Origin of the sequence: Fictibacillus nanhaiensis, from assembly GCF_019801215.1 — a bacterium.
Classification (GTDB): domain Bacteria; phylum Bacillota; class Bacilli; order Bacillales; family Fictibacillaceae; genus Fictibacillus; species Fictibacillus nanhaiensis_C.
Genome location: NZ_JAHVJO010000001.1, coordinates 1,500,679 through 1,515,471, shown reverse-complemented (window position 1 = coordinate 1,515,471; position 14,793 = coordinate 1,500,679). Strand labels below are relative to the sequence as shown.

Sequence of the window (14,793 nt, the reverse complement as noted above, 5' to 3'; positions counted from 1 at the left end):
GAATTTCCTGCATGTAGATGAAGAAAGATATAATTTTTATGAACTTGAAAACAGTGCATATTTCCTATTTTAAGTTAAAACTTTTAAAATTTAGTAGGATTTATTTGTTTTTGTTAGAATAGTAAAATTTTTCTTTATTTTCTGTCATTTCACCCCTATATTAGTAATTGTTAGTCATCTAATAATCTAAAGGAGTGAAGTACATGTTAAAGAAGATTGCCACTATGGCAGCGGTTTTACCATTAGTAGTATCTCTAGCATCACCAGCTTCAGCAGCATTGAGCAAAGAAGAGAAAGGGAAAGTGACTCCTCAGGAAATTATCGTAAAATTTAAAGATGATGTTTCAGATGCAAAAGCAAAGTCATTGACTGCCAATGCAAAAGATGAAGTAAAAGAAAAAGGTCCCAAATTCCATGTTATTAAAGTAAAAGAAGGCACGGTAGAAGAAGCGATTGCAGAATACGAAAAAAGTGGAGAAGTAGAATACGCGGAGCCAAACTATACATATGGTATAAGCTGGACACCGAATGATACGTATTTCAACAATGGCGTACAATGGGCACCACAAAAAGTAAGTGCACAATCTGCATGGGATATCACACGCGGATCTTCAACTGTAAAAGTAGCAATTCTCGACACTGGCGTAGATTACAATCACCCTGATCTAACAGGTGGAGTAATTAAAGGGTATGACTACGTAGATAACGATTGGGACCCAATGGATTTGCATGACCACGGAACTCACGCAGCAGGTATTGCGGCTGCAACGACAAACAACGCTAAAGGAATTGCAGGTATGGCTCCGAACGTTATGATTTATGCCGTTCGTGTACTTGATGCAAACGGAAGCGGAACTCTTGATGACATTGCAAATGGAATCTATCATGCAGTTGATAACGGAGCTAAAGTTGTTTCTATGAGCCTTGGTGGACCAAGCGGGTCAACTTCCCTTCAAAACGCTGTAAACTATGCAGCTTCTAAAGGGGTAGTAGTAGTGGCGGCAGCTGGTAATGAAAGCACATCTGCTCCTAGCTATCCGGCTTATTACTCAAATGCGATCGCTGTAGCAGCAACTGACCGCAACGATATTAAAGCTTCATTCTCGAACTATGGATCTTCTTGGGTGGATGTAGCAGCACCTGGAGTAGATATCGCTTCTACTGTTCGTAATGGTGGATATGCGTATATGTCAGGTACATCAATGGCTTGTCCGCTAGTTGCAGGTATCGCTGGATTACTAGCTTCACAAGGCCGAAGTGCAGCTAACATTCGTGCTGCAATCGAAAACACAACGAATTCCACTCCTGGTACAGGCACGTATTACTCGAAAGGCCGTGTAAACGCAGCAAATGCTGTTCGTTACTAATCGGTTATAACAAAAAAAGACTCTCAATATCGGGCAAATGTCCGGTTTGGGGGTCTTTGTTTTTGAAAATAGTTTTATAAGACTAGGGATTGGTGTCGAATTGTCGGATGGAATGTAAGGAAAGTCTTAGGGATACTTGCGTAAAATGTCGATGTAGACATAATTCCTCATTTATAAAACAGGACTTGTGGTAACTTTTGACAGTTTGGTAGAATAATGATAATAGCACCCTCAGCGAGAATCTACACGTTCTATTAAACTACCAATTTAAAAGGAGGTAAGAACGATGGGTGAAATTCGCTTAATCCCGTTTGTGTTAGAAGATGTCATGGAAACATCAAAAGAAGAAATTCCATATGGTGTCGAAATGATCAATGCTCCTGCTTTTTGGAGGGAAGGCGAGAAAGGACAAAGTGTCGTAGTGGCCGTGCTAGATACGGGCTGTGACACAAGTCATCCTGAGCTTGCTAACCGCATCGTTGGAGGACGGAATTTTGTACAAGGTGAAAAAGACGACTATACCGATGCTCATTATCATGGAACACATGTGGCAGGAACCATTGCAGCAACTTTAAACAATGCTGGTGTTGCGGGAGTTGCACCTGATGTGAAGCTGTTGATCTGTAGAGTGCTTGGTAAAAATGGAAGCGGAACGTATCAAGGAATCATTGATGCGATCGATTATTCCGTTAAATGGCGTGGTGAGAACGGCGAGAGAGTGCGTGTAATCTCAATGTCGCTCGGTGGACCGAACGATGTGAAAGAACTGCATGAATCGATAAAACGAGCGGTTTTGGAGGACGTACTTGTAGTCTGTGCGGCTGGAAATGAAGGGGACAACAAAGAAGACACAAACGAGCATGCGTATCCTGGTGCTTATAAGGAAGTGGTTCAGGTCGGTGCTGTTGATAAAAAAATGAAACTGGCACCTTTTTCAAATACAAACGACGAGATTGACCTAGTGGCTCCTGGAGTTGATGTTATTTCAACCTACCCTGGGAACAAATATGCCAAGCTGTCTGGAACTTCAATGGCGACACCACATGTATCAGGGGCAGCAGCTTTGCTGATCGAACGCGAGGAAAAATTGTTTGGCCGTGAACTATCAGAAGCGGAAGTATATGCACAGCTCGTGAAAAATACGTTAAGCATCGGACTCACGAAAAAAGCAGAAGGGAACGGACTGCTCGTTTTAAACGCGCAAGATAAAGCAGTTTGTGATAAAGATACATTTAGAGCAATGAGAACTCCGATTGAAACGGCTGCAACAAGAGAGTCAGATTCATGATTACGGCCCAATTTCTAGTATGGAAGGGCGTGATGGAGGATGGCGTATAAAATTTTGGCACTCCTTATCAGCTTTGCTACGCTTTGTGTACGTGTCTATGAAGAGATGCGAAGGCGGGCTAAAAACCAGATGAAAAAAGAAGAGCTAGAACGTAAAAAGAAGAAACGAAAGAAGAAAAACGCCAAGAAAAGAGAGAAGGAAAGTGCTTAAATGAATAGAGAAGAGTGAAAGCTGATCTGTTGGACAACACTTGTGTCCAGTATGGGTCAGCTTTTTGTGTGTGGTAAAAACGATATAAAACAGTTTTTTTGAAGAAAAAACTCTCCGCAAATCACTGTAACAAAATGTATCAACAAGCTTCCTCCTGCTCGTGCTTATGAAAAGCAGACATATCGCTCCATTTATTTTTAGTCTTAAAAAGTTGTGAACGAGGAAACATAAGTAGTAGTATGTTATTACCATTGTACGTGTAGAAAGGAAGAAAGCATGTTTGTACTATTTATTTTCATTGTAGTTATCATTTCCGTCATTCTATTCTTAAATTTTCATCCTGTTTTTGGACGCAAGCCTCATAAGGAAACAATAGCTGTATTTAACGAACTGAAGCATCACTCAAAAGGCAGATTTGTTAATCAAATTCCTACAGAAATGGCTAACGATTTTCGTACTATGCTTCCAGTGTTAAAAGAATATTTAAAAGGAAACCCAGACAGACAGCCTAAAGACCCACTACCGATTGAATCGTTACAACTGTCACACCGAAACGTAGGTAAGGAATCAACCCTTACGTGGTTCGGTCATTCTGCGTTTTTATTAGAGATGGATGGAAAACGCGTGCTCATTGACCCTATGTTTGGGAAGGCCCCATCACCTGCCCCATGGTTTGGCAACAAACGGTACAGCAAAAAACTGCCTTTTAGGATTGAAGAGCTTCCTTCGATTGATTTAGTGATTCTTTCGCATGATCATTACGATCATCTGGATTACGGATCAATCAAAAAGCTGCAAAGCAAAGTTCGACAGTTCATCGTACCGCTTGGAGTAGGTGGACATCTTGAAAGATGGGGTGTCAATTCGGACAGCATTAGAGAATGTAATTGGTGGGATTCTGTAGAGTTTGAAAATCTTTCAATCGTCTGCACACCAGCACGGCATTTTTCTGGTAGAGGATTAAGAGATCGAAACACTACGTTATGGTGCTCGTGGGCAGTAAAAGGCCAAGATACAAACCTTTATTTCAGCGGAGACAGCGGATATGGTCCCCATTTCAAGGAGATTGGTGAAAAGTTAGGACCGTTCGACGTAACATTGATGGAGTGCGGGCAATATCATGAAAAATGGTCCAGCATCCATATGATTCCAGAAGAAACGATACAGGCACATCTTGATGTAAAAGGACGGACATTGATTCCCATTCATTGGGGTGCCTTTACGTTATCTCTGCATGACTGGACAGATCCTGTAGAACGGGCCATAAAAGCTGCGAAAAAATATAATGTCGCCATTTCAACCCCAAGAATTGGAGAGATTGTCAAGCTTGATCGAGAGTTCCCGCAATCAACTTGGTGGAAATAACGTGTCTATAAGCAATACGCCCATATTCTGAAATTCCGCACCAAGTAAGCATGCTAAAAAAGCTGACACCATTAGGGCAGATGCTCTTGTCCTTTTGAGTCAGCTTATACATCTTTACTTCTTCCATAGGTTGAGCAATGGTCCTTCTTTACCGAAAACCGGATCACGATCAGGCAAGGGAACCAACATGATGTCATCTAGGACAGATGGCCGCTCAACAGGGTTTCCTTTTTTTAGATTATGCTCGATTCCGTTTGGATAAGCTCCTGCAACCCTAAAGTCCGGACTTGCGTTCATTTTTTTGTGCCCCGTGCCTGCTGGCAGGACAACAACATCACCGGCTGCAACATTTACAGACACTCCATTTTCGCCGCCAAGAAGAATTTCTGCTTCACCACTTATGACTCCTAACACTTCATGTGTGTTGCTGTGATAATGATGATAATCGAACACACCATTCTCCCATCCATTTGTCCAACCGTTCTCACTGAATATGTGTAAAGCATTTTCGGGCTCCTTCAATTCACCCACGTAAAGAAGAACAGGCAGAGAAGGATGATTCGGGATTTTTCCGTCATCTGTAAAAAACAGTGTTTTGACATCTTCACTCAACATTTTCATGAGTCCAAAACTCCTCGCACTTTTTTTAAATCTCATTCCCTTATTTATACAATTGTAATCTTCTTTTTTTATATTATAAGGAGATAGGTTATTAAGAAAATGAAAGGATACGTGCGAAAGAACTCAATATTTGACGAAAACTAATGTGCTAAAAAAAGTTTCTTTTTTTGGAAGAAGTGGTATTAAAGAAGTAAGAGGTTTAAAAGCTAGTGAAAGGTGGAAATCAGTATGAAATACAAAGTAAAGGATTGGCTCCGGTTAACGCCGCATGAGAGATACCTGCTTTTGTTCGCTGTTTCCCAACTCCAGAAAAAACTCAGAGCAGGGTAAAAGGACCAAATAAATGAAATTTTAAGGCGTTTTCATTGCCACAACTCCCCCTTGTTTGGTTACAATAAGAGGAGAAGATGAACAGGGAGGAAATACAGAATGACTGACCTCAATACATGGTTTGAAAAAGGCATGACTCGCTATGCATATATTCATGCTATGAACACGCACAAAGACAATCTGCTTACAATCTATAATGCATTCGTACTTCCAGATCCGATGAAAGATGCGTTGCAAGGCATGCAAAAAAACCGGTTAAGAGCAATCGTAATCACTGAAGACTGGTGTGGTGATGCGATGCTGAATCTCCCTGTTTTTATGCGGATGGCGGACGAAGCCCTTATTGATGTCCGTTTTATATTGCGTGACAAGCATTCAGAACTAATGGATCGTTACTTAACAAACAAAGCGAAGTCGATTCCAATCCTTATTTTTATTGATGAAAAAGGAAAAGAAATCGTGAAGTGGGGACCTCGTGCTCCAAAACTTCAGACGCTTGTTGAAGAACGTAAAAAGAAACTTCCTGCTAAAGATGACCCGCGGTATGAAAAAGCGTTCAAGCTTTTTGCGGAAAAAATAGCTACACTTTTTACGACAGACCATGCCCTATGGGAAGAGGTCAGTCTGGATATTATTAAAAAGTTATTATCGAAAGTCAATCCTAACAGCCTATAATAAGGGCTGTTTTTTTGCATGACGATATAGTAGAATGCAACAATCAATGATCTTTTTATGAGGTGCTACATGAAAAAAGTGAACGTCCTTATTTTAGCGGGCTTTTTGGGAAGTGGAAAAACAACGTTGCTCAAGCAGCTGCTGAAACGTGAGAAAGAACAAAACCATAAAACAGCGGTATTAATGAATGAACTCGGTGAGGTGTCTATTGACTCAGATGCGGTTCCTGGGGATGTTCCGTTAAAAGAGTTACTAAATGGCTGTATTTGCTGTTCGTTATCCGATCAGCTAGAAAAGCAGCTATGGGCGCTTTGTAAAGAAAATGAACTGGATACGTTAATTATTGAAGCCACTGGTGCTGCTCATCCCATTGATGTACTTGACGCTTGCTTGTCCCCTTATTTGCTGGATGACTTGTACGTATCTGGAATCATTTCCGTTATGGATGCACCAAGATGGCTTGACCGGAACACGATGAGTGTACAAGCTAAAATGCTCATACTCGAACAGATCAAGCATGCGGACTTTATTATATGGAACAAGTCAGGGAGATTAACCGAAGAACAAACTCAGCAGTTGAAAGACGATTCCAAACAAATGAATGATGGAACGCCTTATGTCTTGACTGATTTTGCGAAGGTAGATCTTGATCAGCTATTTGCTTTACATGCAAAAGAAAGAAAAGAGCATCAAAGAGTAACGGAAGACCATTTAAAAGTGAAAACATGGGTATATTCGTTCAAGGGATCGGTCAACAAAGAAGACTTTGAAAATTGGCTCCGCGAAGCTCCGTCGTCCATTTATCGCATCAAGGGATATGTAAAACTAGAAGATGGTCAGATCTATCTTTTCCAATATTCCTATGGTTTGCCTTCTTATGAAAAAGAATGGATGAAGATGCCTTTACGCCTTGTTTTTATTGGAGAAAATCTAGATATAGAGTCATTAACAGAAGGCTTAAAGAAGATTGAAAAAGAATAGGACGTACAGAAAACGCTTGGAGACATCAACCAAGCGTTTTTTATTTTAAACAATACTCATTCATATATGCGTCCTTATCGAGCATTTCCGTCACACCTGGATCTGTTTCCGACACCGCAATGTAGCTATCAAGAATTTCCCCGCCATCAGTAAGGAGAACTGCCTCTAAGTCCCTATGATGACAGCTTTCTTTTAATCGATATCTGTACTGTGTAATCGTCTTTTTTTGTACCCATTAAAGTGTACGTTGGCTAATTGAAAAGATTCGATTGCTTCTGGGTATTGAGGGACTTCAAATGTCTTTTTTTTCGGGAAATAGGAGGCCATAGGCAAGCCTTTTTCTTTAATCCACACTTCATGTTCAATCGGAATCGCACTCTTCATATACACGTTCATTAGTAAAAAAATCGTAAAAAAAGAAAGAACAGAAACACCGATTCCATAAAGTATCCTTTTCTTCATAAAAAACTCCTTTTACGTAACCATAATCCAGTTATTTTATGGTAGTCTAATATTATCATAATTTTCCAATTAGTTGATATGGGAGTAATCCTTTGAAAACGAAGGCGATGACTTACTTTCACTGGAAAAGTCATAGAGAAATCTATTTAACTCCTGCCATGAAGTGTCATGAGCCACATACGTGGAGACCGGTCGTAAGTGTAGGGCTAGAATAGCAGAACGGAGAACAAAATGAGCATTGATAACGTCAGATTTAAACTTGAACTTCAAGAAGAGAAAAAGAGTCTTAGTTTCTTATTGCTCCTTGTGTTTGCAGGATTAATAATCAGTTCAATCGTTTTGCTCGTTCTTGGTATTGGAGAACAGGATGAATGGACACAGCAAAGTATTGCTAGTCAATGGGCACAAGCTGAACTGCAATCGAACGATTCAATGAAATACATCCTCTTGTCTGATCAGGAAAAGACACCGTTCATTGAAGAATATGCCAAAACAAGAGGCGAGAAAGAAGTGGTGTACGAATTTGAAGCGTACGATCTTATCCAATACAAACGAAATAATAAGGACTATATCTATAAATTCCATTATTATGAAATGAAATCTTGTTCAGCTTGTCAAAAAAATGTCTGGGTAAGAGTGGTGAATCAAAATGGGGAATGGGTCATACCTGATCACCATTTTACTGAACTCAAAGCAGATTCATTAATAAATAATATTGAGGGGGAACGAATACCAACTACCCTTGAACAAGAAGAAGAAATGGCTCGAGAAAAGTCCATACTTCATCGGTTTTTTCAAATGTTCATCTTAAATGCAGTAAAGAATAGAACATAAAAAAGAAAAAGGATTGCTCATCAGCAATCCCCTTCTATACGGTTACTATTTCACTGAGATCATGAAAGATGTAATCTGGTTTTATTCCAAGTTCATCTACTTCTAATCCCGCGCGGTTAATCCAAGCGGTACGGAACCCGAATGAAGCTGCCCCTGTAATATCCCAGAAGTTTGAGCTCATGAACAAGACTTCGTTGCGATCAACACCTAGTGTTTCAAGAGCGTATTTATACGCAATTGGTGAAGGCTTGTATTGCTTGACATCATCAACGGATAAAACATCCAGTAAGTGATCCAGTTCTCTTTTTTCAACAAGGGGCTTAAGCATCTCATACGTCCCGTTGGAGTAGATCGTTTGTTTTTTGCTTTTGTTTTTTAATGTCTGTAATGTTTCTCGCACCTCTTCATACACGTTTAATTCTAAGTAGGCATTCATTAAATCGTGTAAGTCGTCTTCGTTGCACGAAAGGGATAAATTTTTTAAAGTATAAAGAAGGGCATTTTTAGTGACTTCAGAAAAGGGCTTGTAATTTCCTGTTAGCTGATGGAGCATAAAGTATTCAAGTTGTTTTTTACGCCATTGTTCGCTTATTTCTTTTCCTTTTCCCTTATAAAGAGATTCTGCTTTCTCTGCAACGGAATGCACGTCAAAAAGAGTTCCGTATGCATCATAAACATAAGCTTTTATTGTCATCTCAGTGCACCACCTTATTTATAGAGCATACCCGAAATATATCAAACTCAAATCAATTAAAAAATTTTTTAGCTTATCCAGGAGAAATTCCCGGCGTTTACGGGAATAGATAATAATGAGGTGATAACTATGAAAATGCAATTGTACTTAATCTTTGGCTTTATATTTGCTCTTTTGATTGCAACTTTTGCCGTCATTAATGTTGGAGATGTTGAGATCAACTACCTTTTTGGTACGGCAACTTGGCCGCTTGTGCTTGTTATACTTGGTTCTGCAGTGATTGGAGGTCTTTCAGTTGGTTTATTCGGTCTAATAAAAGTCATACAACTGCAAAGACAAGTAAAAAAACTGCATCAGATTCAAAGAGAAAAAGAATCGTGGAAAGTTGAGGAAAAGGAAGAGACTGTTTCAGAAACAGTCGCACCCACTCAAGAAATTCCTCACGAAAAAGCAGAAGATAAATAAAGTTTTTATAAGCCCTGAAAGAGCCTGGAGTGGTTCTATCAGGGTTTTCTTTTTATCAGCTTCGATTTATTTGTTAACTAAAATAAAAAGTAAGTTGACGTAAATGTAAACCTTCGCTATTCTTAAAACGTAAACAGTCTTACATATGGAGGTTTGTTCAAATGACAACTGCAAGAAGAAGCGGGTTAAAAACAATCGATATAACGTTGATTGGGATGTTTGTTGCTCTAATGGCGATCGGTGCCAATATTACGACTATCTTTCCGTTCATGATGGTTGGAGGAGTTCCGATCACGCTTCAGACGTTTTTCTGTGTCTTGGCTGGAGCTCTTTTAGGGAGCAGACTAGGCGCAATCGCAATGAGTGTTTATGTTCTCGTAGGTTTGATCGGTGCACCTGTGTTTGCTAAATTCAGTGGTGGGTTTGCTACGGTAATCAGCCCAACATTCGGTTTCTTGTTATCTTTCATTCTAGCAGCATATATTACCGGTTTGATTATAGAAAAGAACGGCGGTAAAGCATCCTATGTTGTGGCTACGCTTATAGGGATGATCATTAATTATGTAGTAGGTACAAACCTAATGTTTATGGCGTACAAGATGTGGGCTGCTGCACCTGAAGGCTTCACATACGGAATGGCGTGGGGCTGGATGATGGTTCCGCTTCCTAAAGATATTTTTCTAGCAGTATGTGCCGGGATACTTGCACCACGCATTAATATCGCACGTAAAAAGACAATGTCACACCAGACAAAACACGCATAAATAGGGGAGGACACTCAATGATTTGGAACGAATTAGCGGAAAACGTGTTAGAAGGTCAAGAGATCACGGACGAAGAGGCACTCTCCATCCTAGAGTGTCCTGATGAAGACTTGCTGTTACTTCTGCATGGTGCCTATCAAATTCGAAAGCACTATTATGGCAATCTCGTAAAACTGAACATGATCATTAACACGAAGTCAGGGGCTTGCCCAGAGAACTGCGGGTATTGCTCGCAGTCCATCATTTCCACTGCTCCGATCGAAACGTACAAGATGATGGGAAAAGACGAGATGGTAAAGGGTGCAGAAACGGCATATAACCTAAACGTTGGTACGTATTGCATCGTCGCAAGCGGTCGCGGACCAACAAACCGAGATGTAGACAAAGTAGTTGAAGCAGTTAAAGAAATTAAAGATACATATGGACTAAAAGTATGTGCATGTCTAGGGATCTTAAAGCCTGAGCAAGCACAGCGCTTAAAAGAGGCGGGTGTGGATCGGTATAACCATAACTTAAACACTTCTGCCAGAAATCACGAAAACATTACGACTTCACATACGTATGATGACCGAGTAAATACGGTAAACGTAGTAAAAGAGAGCGGCATCTCGCCATGCTCTGGTGTTATTGTCGGGATGAAAGAAACGATGCAAGATGTAATTGATATGGCAAGAAGCCTTAAGGTTCTCGACGCCGATTCAATCCCGGTAAACTTTTTGCATGCGATCGACGGCACACCTCTTGAAGGCACCAATGAACTGGATCCGCGCTATTGTTTAAAGGTGCTTGCGCTGTTCCGATTTATCAATCCCACGAAAGAGATCCGCATTTCTGGAGGTCGTGAAGTGAATTTAAGAAGTCTTCAGCCGTTAGGTCTTTACGCAGCGAACTCTATCTTTGTTGGCGACTATTTAACAACAGCGGGCCAGGAATCGACGGCTGATCATAAAATGCTGGAAGATATGGGATTTGAAATCGACCGCACCCCCGTTACAGCCATGTAGTTCAATAGATATCGTTTGAAAAGCCTCTCTCTGCCTTGTTACAATAGAATTTATTCTATTGAACATGTGGGAGTGGTTTTTTTTGGATAAATGGATAGAGAACGTAAATTGGGCTAAATTGATGCTCGATGCAGGAATTTGGGCGGCGAAGTTTTTATTAATTATCGTGCTTTTCCTAATTATTCGATCGATCGGCAAACGATTAATCAATCGAATGTTTGACCGGGCAGCAACGAACCGCAAAATGTCGAGCGGACGGATTATAACCTTGCAAAAGCTTGTGGTGAACTTGTTTTCCTATTTGTTAATTTTTATTTTTGCAGGCATTTTGTTTAAACAGTTTGGTCTGGAAATTGGAACGCTTATTGCTGGAGCAGGTATCATTGGTCTTGCAGTTGGTTTCGGTGCACAGGGGCTTGTGAGTGACGTGGTTACAGGTTTCTTTATCCTTTTGGAAAAACAGATGGAAGTAGGAGATTATGTAACAATCGGTGGAGTAGACGGAATCGTCGAGGAAGTGGGTCTCAGAACAACTCACATTCGCTCATTTGACGGAACTCTTTTTTATATGCCGAACCGCGAAATTAGTACACTTGCCAATCATTCAAGAGGCAATATGCGAGCGTTAGTGGATATTGGAATCGCTTATGAGGAAAACATTGATAAGGCAGTAAAAGTTCTTCAAGCCGCTTGTGACAAGGTGAAAGAGAACAATGAAAACATCATCGAAGGTCCTAATGTGCTTGGGGTACAAACGCTTGGTTCTTCAGATGTCGTGATCCGAATCATCTCAAAAACAAAAAATGGCGAGCAGTGGGCTGTTGAGCGAGAGCTTCGTAAAGGTTTAAAAGAAGCACTCGATACGAATGGTATTGAAATTCCATATCCTCACCAAGTGAACGTGGATAAAGGAGCTTAATGGTAAAAGGATATGATATACTTGAAAAAGCCTGGAAATAGTAGGCTTTTTTTTGAAAAGGAGGCGTTCATTATGACAAATGATATACATTTATTCGAAGAACACGATAAGGGGAGAACGTCTAATTAACGAAATGATTACACGCTCCTCAACACAGAGAGGGGAAAAAACATGATTTCTGAACATGTAAAGCTAGTAGAGGTAAACGCAGAAAATTGGTATGACTGTTGTAAATTAGAGGTGTCAGAAGATCAAAAGAAATATCTGGAGCCTAATGCCATATCGATTGCTCAATCCAAATATGAGCCAACCCTGAAGCCATGGGCTATCTATTATGAAGAAAAAGTAGTCGGCTTTTTGATGTACAATACTGTGCAGGAAGAACTTGATGGTTATTGGGTGTACCGAATTATGGTCGATCAAGAATATCAAGGTAAAGGCATTGGGAAAGTGGCAACAAAGTTAATGCTTGCAGAGATGGCTAAACTCGCCAATGCCAATAGAATCGTTGTAGGGTATCATCCAAGTAACGTAGGCGCACATCAATTATATGCCAGCTTAGGATTTATCGACTATGGTAATCGGTTTGGTAAGGAAATGGCAGTTATAAAAGATATTAAAGGATAATGATGTTGTCCAATAATAGGGAGAAGGGGACGAAAGGATTTGTCCTCTTTTTTTTTTGAGTTGAGCGAGTATATTTGATAATGGGTAGGACACCTTTATATGGAAATAGTTAAAGACAATGTACAACTAGTAACAATTTACATTTTATCCAAAAGCGGGTAATGTTGACAGATAAACAAAACATCAAAAAGACTTCACCATATATTTACATGCAACATAAATTATTGTTGTAAAGTTTTTTCTCCTTCATTTGCGGGTATGAAGTAGTTGAAGAGATTTTCAGGAGGGATTGACGTGTCAGCGGACCATCAAAAACGGGAAAACTTAATTGCTGATCTATTGCTACATAACATATATAAAACAAAAGATGGACGTCATCTGTACGAACTTTCTTTACAGGATCTTGAACAACAATTTCAGGATATTCTATCTCCACCCGCACATGAAGAAGCAACTTAAAAACGTCTTTAATGAAGTTGAGACTGGTTCAATGGGTATGAAAGTACCTGTATGAACCAGTTTTTTTTTGACGCAAGTACGAATTACGAGCGTTGGTTGAAATTTACGAGCGTTGGTTGAAATTTACGAGCGTTGGTTGAAATTTACGAGCGTTGGTTGAGATTTACGAGCGGTAGTTGAGATTTACGAGCGTTACTTAAGATTTACGAGCGGAAGTTGAGATTTACGAGCGGTAAATAGGATTTGAAAGCGAGACATTTATATAATACGCGCAAAAAAGCAGACTCCCACACCGGAAGTCTGCTTTCTCTGTATCTTATTTATTTCCTGCAGTATCTTCTTCCCAGACTTCCGTGTTCTTTAGTCCAATACTGGACGGGCGGAACACAGGGTCTTTACCTTCTTTTTTCTGTTTCATGTAATCACCAAGGGCATCAAACGCAATTTTTCCAAGTAAGGAGATTGCGATTAAATTGATGATCGCCATCAGACCCATGAACATGTCTGCTAAGCTCCATACAAAGTCTAGCGATGCAATGGCACCGAAAGCAACCATGCCTACCACGGCAATACGGTAAAGCATCAACCATATCTTATTTTTGCTGATGAATTCTATATTAGACTCACCATAATAGTAGTTACCAACAACAGAACTGAAGGCGAACATGAGAACGATGATGGCCAAGAACGGTCCGCCCCATGAGCCAAGCAGATTTGTTAAGGCTTGCTGTGTTAAAACGATGCCATCTGCTTCTTTTGACGTATGCATTCCTGAAAGCAATACGATAAATGCGGTAGAAGAACAAATCAATAACGTATCTACAAAAACACCTAAAGACTGAATCAAACCTTGCTTAACAGGGTGACTCACATCAGCTGTAGCAGCTGCGTTAGGTGCACTACCCATACCGGCCTCGTTAGAGAACAATCCACGCTTAATTCCGTTCATCATTGCGGCTCCTAAAGCTCCGCCAGCTATCTCTTCCATACCGAACGCACCTTTGACAATCATGCTTACAATTGCTGGCAGCTCTGTGATGTTTGTAACCATAACAAACAAAGCGATTAAAATGTAAAGTCCAGCCATGATCGGCACGATGATCTCAGACACTTTTGCAATACGCTTAATACCGCCAAAAATGATAACGCCTGTTACGACAGCGAGGAAGATGCTGATGTATACCGGTTCAATGTTGAAGGACTGGCCGAATGCACTTGCAATTGTGTTTGATTGAACAGAGTTAAATGCAAGACCAAACGTAATGGAAATCAATACGGCAAATATGACTCCCATCCATCGCGCATTCAAAGCCTTTTCCATATAATAAGCAGGGCCTCCGCGGAAGGCAACCCCGTCACGAACCTTATAAATCTGTGCAAGCGTACTTTCCACAAATGCTGAAGCGGATCCGATCAATGCGATCAGCCACATCCAGAAAACAGCGCCAGGACCTCCTGCAGTGATCGCAAGTGCAACACCTGCTAAGTTCCCTGTACCAACACGGGATGCAGTACTAATACAAAATGCTTGAAACGATGAAACGCCTTTTTTGTCGGCAGTCGCTCCTTCACCTAAGAGTCGAATCATTTCTCCCAGCATGCGGAACTGAACAAATTTTGTTCTGACCGTAAAGTAAAGTCCTAAGCCAATAAGCATGACAATCAGAATATACGTCCACAAGTAATTGTTAACTGTACCTATGAAACTGTTAATCCACTCCATGTAAT

18 protein-coding genes are annotated in these 14,793 nt (G+C 40.4%); 14 read left to right on the top strand and 4 right to left on the bottom strand.

Annotation, left to right across the window (positions count from 1 at the left end; translation table 11 throughout):
• Positions 1-203: 203 nt before the first annotated feature.
• From KUV80_RS07855 to KUV80_RS07840, 4 genes are all read left to right on the top strand, one after another.
• Positions 204-1,367: a S8 family peptidase gene (locus KUV80_RS07855; protein WP_222462088.1), complete on the top strand. Its 1,164-nt coding sequence runs from the start codon at positions 204-206 to the stop codon at positions 1,365-1,367.
• A 286-nt stretch (positions 1,368-1,653) separates the two neighbouring features.
• Positions 1,654-2,655, top strand: a complete 1,002-nt coding sequence (locus tag KUV80_RS07850) for a S8 family peptidase (RefSeq protein WP_222462087.1) — start codon at positions 1,654-1,656, stop codon at positions 2,653-2,655.
• 39 nt (positions 2,656-2,694) lie between these two features.
• Positions 2,695-2,865: a hypothetical protein gene (locus KUV80_RS07845; RefSeq protein WP_222462086.1), complete on the top strand. Its 171-nt coding sequence runs from the start codon at positions 2,695-2,697 to the stop codon at positions 2,863-2,865.
• Between the two features lie 276 nt (positions 2,866-3,141).
• Positions 3,142-4,230: an MBL fold metallo-hydrolase gene (locus KUV80_RS07840; protein ID WP_222462085.1), complete on the top strand. Its 1,089-nt coding sequence runs from the start codon at positions 3,142-3,144 to the stop codon at positions 4,228-4,230.
• A 114-nt stretch (positions 4,231-4,344) separates the two neighbouring features.
• On the opposite strand, the gene KUV80_RS07835 is transcribed toward KUV80_RS07840, so the two are convergent.
• Positions 4,345-4,851, bottom strand: coding sequence for a cupin domain-containing protein (locus KUV80_RS07835; RefSeq protein ID WP_425308416.1), 507 nt, complete (start codon positions 4,849-4,851; stop codon positions 4,345-4,347).
• Positions 4,852-5,280: 429 nt separating this feature from the next.
• Between KUV80_RS07835 and KUV80_RS07830 the strand changes: the two genes are divergently transcribed.
• Positions 5,281-5,856 (top strand): thioredoxin family protein, encoded by a 576-nt coding sequence (locus KUV80_RS07830; protein WP_222462084.1) that lies wholly within the window; start codon positions 5,281-5,283, stop codon positions 5,854-5,856.
• Positions 5,857-5,925: 69 nt separating this feature from the next.
• The gene (locus KUV80_RS07825) at positions 5,926-6,837 is read left to right on the top strand and encodes a CobW family GTP-binding protein (protein ID WP_222462083.1); all 912 of its coding nucleotides are present in this window, start codon (positions 5,926-5,928) and stop codon (positions 6,835-6,837) included.
• Positions 6,838-7,029: 192 nt separating this feature from the next.
• Here KUV80_RS07825 and KUV80_RS07820 read toward each other — a convergent pair whose 3' ends face one another.
• A complete protein-coding gene (locus KUV80_RS07820) occupies positions 7,030-7,299 on the bottom strand; it encodes a hypothetical protein (RefSeq protein ID WP_222462082.1) in 270 nt (89 codons plus the stop codon).
• A 92-nt stretch (positions 7,300-7,391) separates the two neighbouring features.
• Between KUV80_RS07820 and KUV80_RS18730 the strand changes: the two genes are divergently transcribed.
• The gene (locus tag KUV80_RS18730) at positions 7,392-7,514 is read left to right on the top strand and encodes a hypothetical protein (protein ID WP_276516606.1); all 123 of its coding nucleotides are present in this window, start codon (positions 7,392-7,394) and stop codon (positions 7,512-7,514) included.
• A gap of 16 nt (positions 7,515-7,530) precedes the next feature.
• Complete coding sequence (locus KUV80_RS07815) at positions 7,531-8,133, top strand: hypothetical protein (RefSeq protein WP_222462081.1); 603 nt, start codon at positions 7,531-7,533, stop codon at positions 8,131-8,133.
• 34 nt (positions 8,134-8,167) lie between these two features.
• Here the strand turns inward: KUV80_RS07815 and KUV80_RS07810 are convergent, their stop codons facing one another.
• Positions 8,168-8,827: a haloacid dehalogenase type II gene (locus KUV80_RS07810; RefSeq protein WP_222462080.1), complete on the bottom strand. Its 660-nt coding sequence runs from the start codon at positions 8,825-8,827 to the stop codon at positions 8,168-8,170.
• A gap of 129 nt (positions 8,828-8,956) precedes the next feature.
• Here KUV80_RS07810 and KUV80_RS07805 point away from each other — a divergent pair, with 129 nt between their 5' ends.
• The 6 genes from KUV80_RS07805 to KUV80_RS18725 all read left to right on the top strand — a co-directional run bounded on the left by KUV80_RS07805 (position 8,957) and on the right by KUV80_RS18725 (position 13,065).
• Positions 8,957-9,292 carry a LapA family protein gene (locus tag KUV80_RS07805; protein ID WP_222462079.1) on the top strand — a complete coding sequence of 112 codons (336 nt, stop codon included), beginning with the start codon at positions 8,957-8,959 and terminating at the stop codon, positions 9,290-9,292.
• Between the two features lie 161 nt (positions 9,293-9,453).
• Positions 9,454-10,056, top strand: coding sequence for a biotin transporter BioY (locus tag KUV80_RS07800; protein ID WP_222462078.1), 603 nt, complete (start codon positions 9,454-9,456; stop codon positions 10,054-10,056).
• 17 nt (positions 10,057-10,073) lie between these two features.
• A complete protein-coding gene (gene bioB / locus KUV80_RS07795) occupies positions 10,074-11,060 on the top strand; it encodes a biotin synthase BioB (protein WP_222462077.1) in 987 nt (328 codons plus the stop codon).
• Between the two features lie 121 nt (positions 11,061-11,181).
• The gene (locus tag KUV80_RS07790) at positions 11,182-11,979 is read left to right on the top strand and encodes a mechanosensitive ion channel family protein (protein ID WP_425308488.1); all 798 of its coding nucleotides are present in this window, start codon (positions 11,182-11,184) and stop codon (positions 11,977-11,979) included.
• Between the two features lie 171 nt (positions 11,980-12,150).
• Positions 12,151-12,606, top strand: a complete 456-nt coding sequence (locus KUV80_RS07785) for a GNAT family N-acetyltransferase (RefSeq protein ID WP_222462075.1) — start codon at positions 12,151-12,153, stop codon at positions 12,604-12,606.
• A 294-nt stretch (positions 12,607-12,900) separates the two neighbouring features.
• Positions 12,901-13,065, top strand: a complete 165-nt coding sequence (locus KUV80_RS18725; RefSeq protein ID WP_222462074.1) for a Fur-regulated basic protein FbpA — start codon at positions 12,901-12,903, stop codon at positions 13,063-13,065.
• 316 nt (positions 13,066-13,381) lie between these two features.
• Here KUV80_RS18725 and KUV80_RS07775 read toward each other — a convergent pair whose 3' ends face one another.
• Complete coding sequence (locus tag KUV80_RS07775; protein ID WP_222462073.1) at positions 13,382-14,788, bottom strand: alanine/glycine:cation symporter family protein; 1,407 nt, start codon at positions 14,786-14,788, stop codon at positions 13,382-13,384.
• Positions 14,789-14,793 lie beyond the last annotated feature (5 nt).

Bases quoted from the DNA above. Each gene is read 5' to 3' on its own strand.
- KUV80_RS07855 (WP_222462088.1), top strand. From the start codon at position 204: ATGTTAAAGAAGATTGCCACTATGGCAGCGGTTTTACCATTAGTAGTA.
- KUV80_RS07850 (WP_222462087.1), top strand. From the start codon at position 1,654: ATGGGTGAAATTCGCTTAATCCCGTTTGTGTTAGAAGATGTCATGGAA.
- KUV80_RS07845 (WP_222462086.1), top strand. From the start codon at position 2,695: ATGGCGTATAAAATTTTGGCACTCCTTATCAGCTTTGCTACGCTTTGT.
- KUV80_RS07840 (WP_222462085.1), top strand. From the start codon at position 3,142: ATGTTTGTACTATTTATTTTCATTGTAGTTATCATTTCCGTCATTCTA.
- KUV80_RS07835 (WP_425308416.1), bottom strand. From the start codon at position 4,851: ATGAAAATGTTGAGTGAAGATGTCAAAACACTGTTTTTTACAGATGAC.
- KUV80_RS07830 (WP_222462084.1), top strand. From the start codon at position 5,281: ATGACTGACCTCAATACATGGTTTGAAAAAGGCATGACTCGCTATGCA.
- KUV80_RS07825 (WP_222462083.1), top strand. From the start codon at position 5,926: ATGAAAAAAGTGAACGTCCTTATTTTAGCGGGCTTTTTGGGAAGTGGA.
- KUV80_RS07820 (WP_222462082.1), bottom strand. From the start codon at position 7,299: ATGAAGAAAAGGATACTTTATGGAATCGGTGTTTCTGTTCTTTCTTTT.
- KUV80_RS07815 (WP_222462081.1), top strand. From the start codon at position 7,531: ATGAGCATTGATAACGTCAGATTTAAACTTGAACTTCAAGAAGAGAAA.
- KUV80_RS07810 (WP_222462080.1), bottom strand. From the start codon at position 8,827: ATGACAATAAAAGCTTATGTTTATGATGCATACGGAACTCTTTTTGAC.
- KUV80_RS07805 (WP_222462079.1), top strand. From the start codon at position 8,957: ATGAAAATGCAATTGTACTTAATCTTTGGCTTTATATTTGCTCTTTTG.
- KUV80_RS07800 (WP_222462078.1), top strand. From the start codon at position 9,454: ATGACAACTGCAAGAAGAAGCGGGTTAAAAACAATCGATATAACGTTG.
- bioB (WP_222462077.1), top strand. From the start codon at position 10,074: ATGATTTGGAACGAATTAGCGGAAAACGTGTTAGAAGGTCAAGAGATC.
- KUV80_RS07790 (WP_425308488.1), top strand. From the start codon at position 11,182: ATGCTCGATGCAGGAATTTGGGCGGCGAAGTTTTTATTAATTATCGTG.
- KUV80_RS07785 (WP_222462075.1), top strand. From the start codon at position 12,151: ATGATTTCTGAACATGTAAAGCTAGTAGAGGTAAACGCAGAAAATTGG.
- KUV80_RS07775 (WP_222462073.1), bottom strand. From the start codon at position 14,788: ATGGAGTGGATTAACAGTTTCATAGGTACAGTTAACAATTACTTGTGG.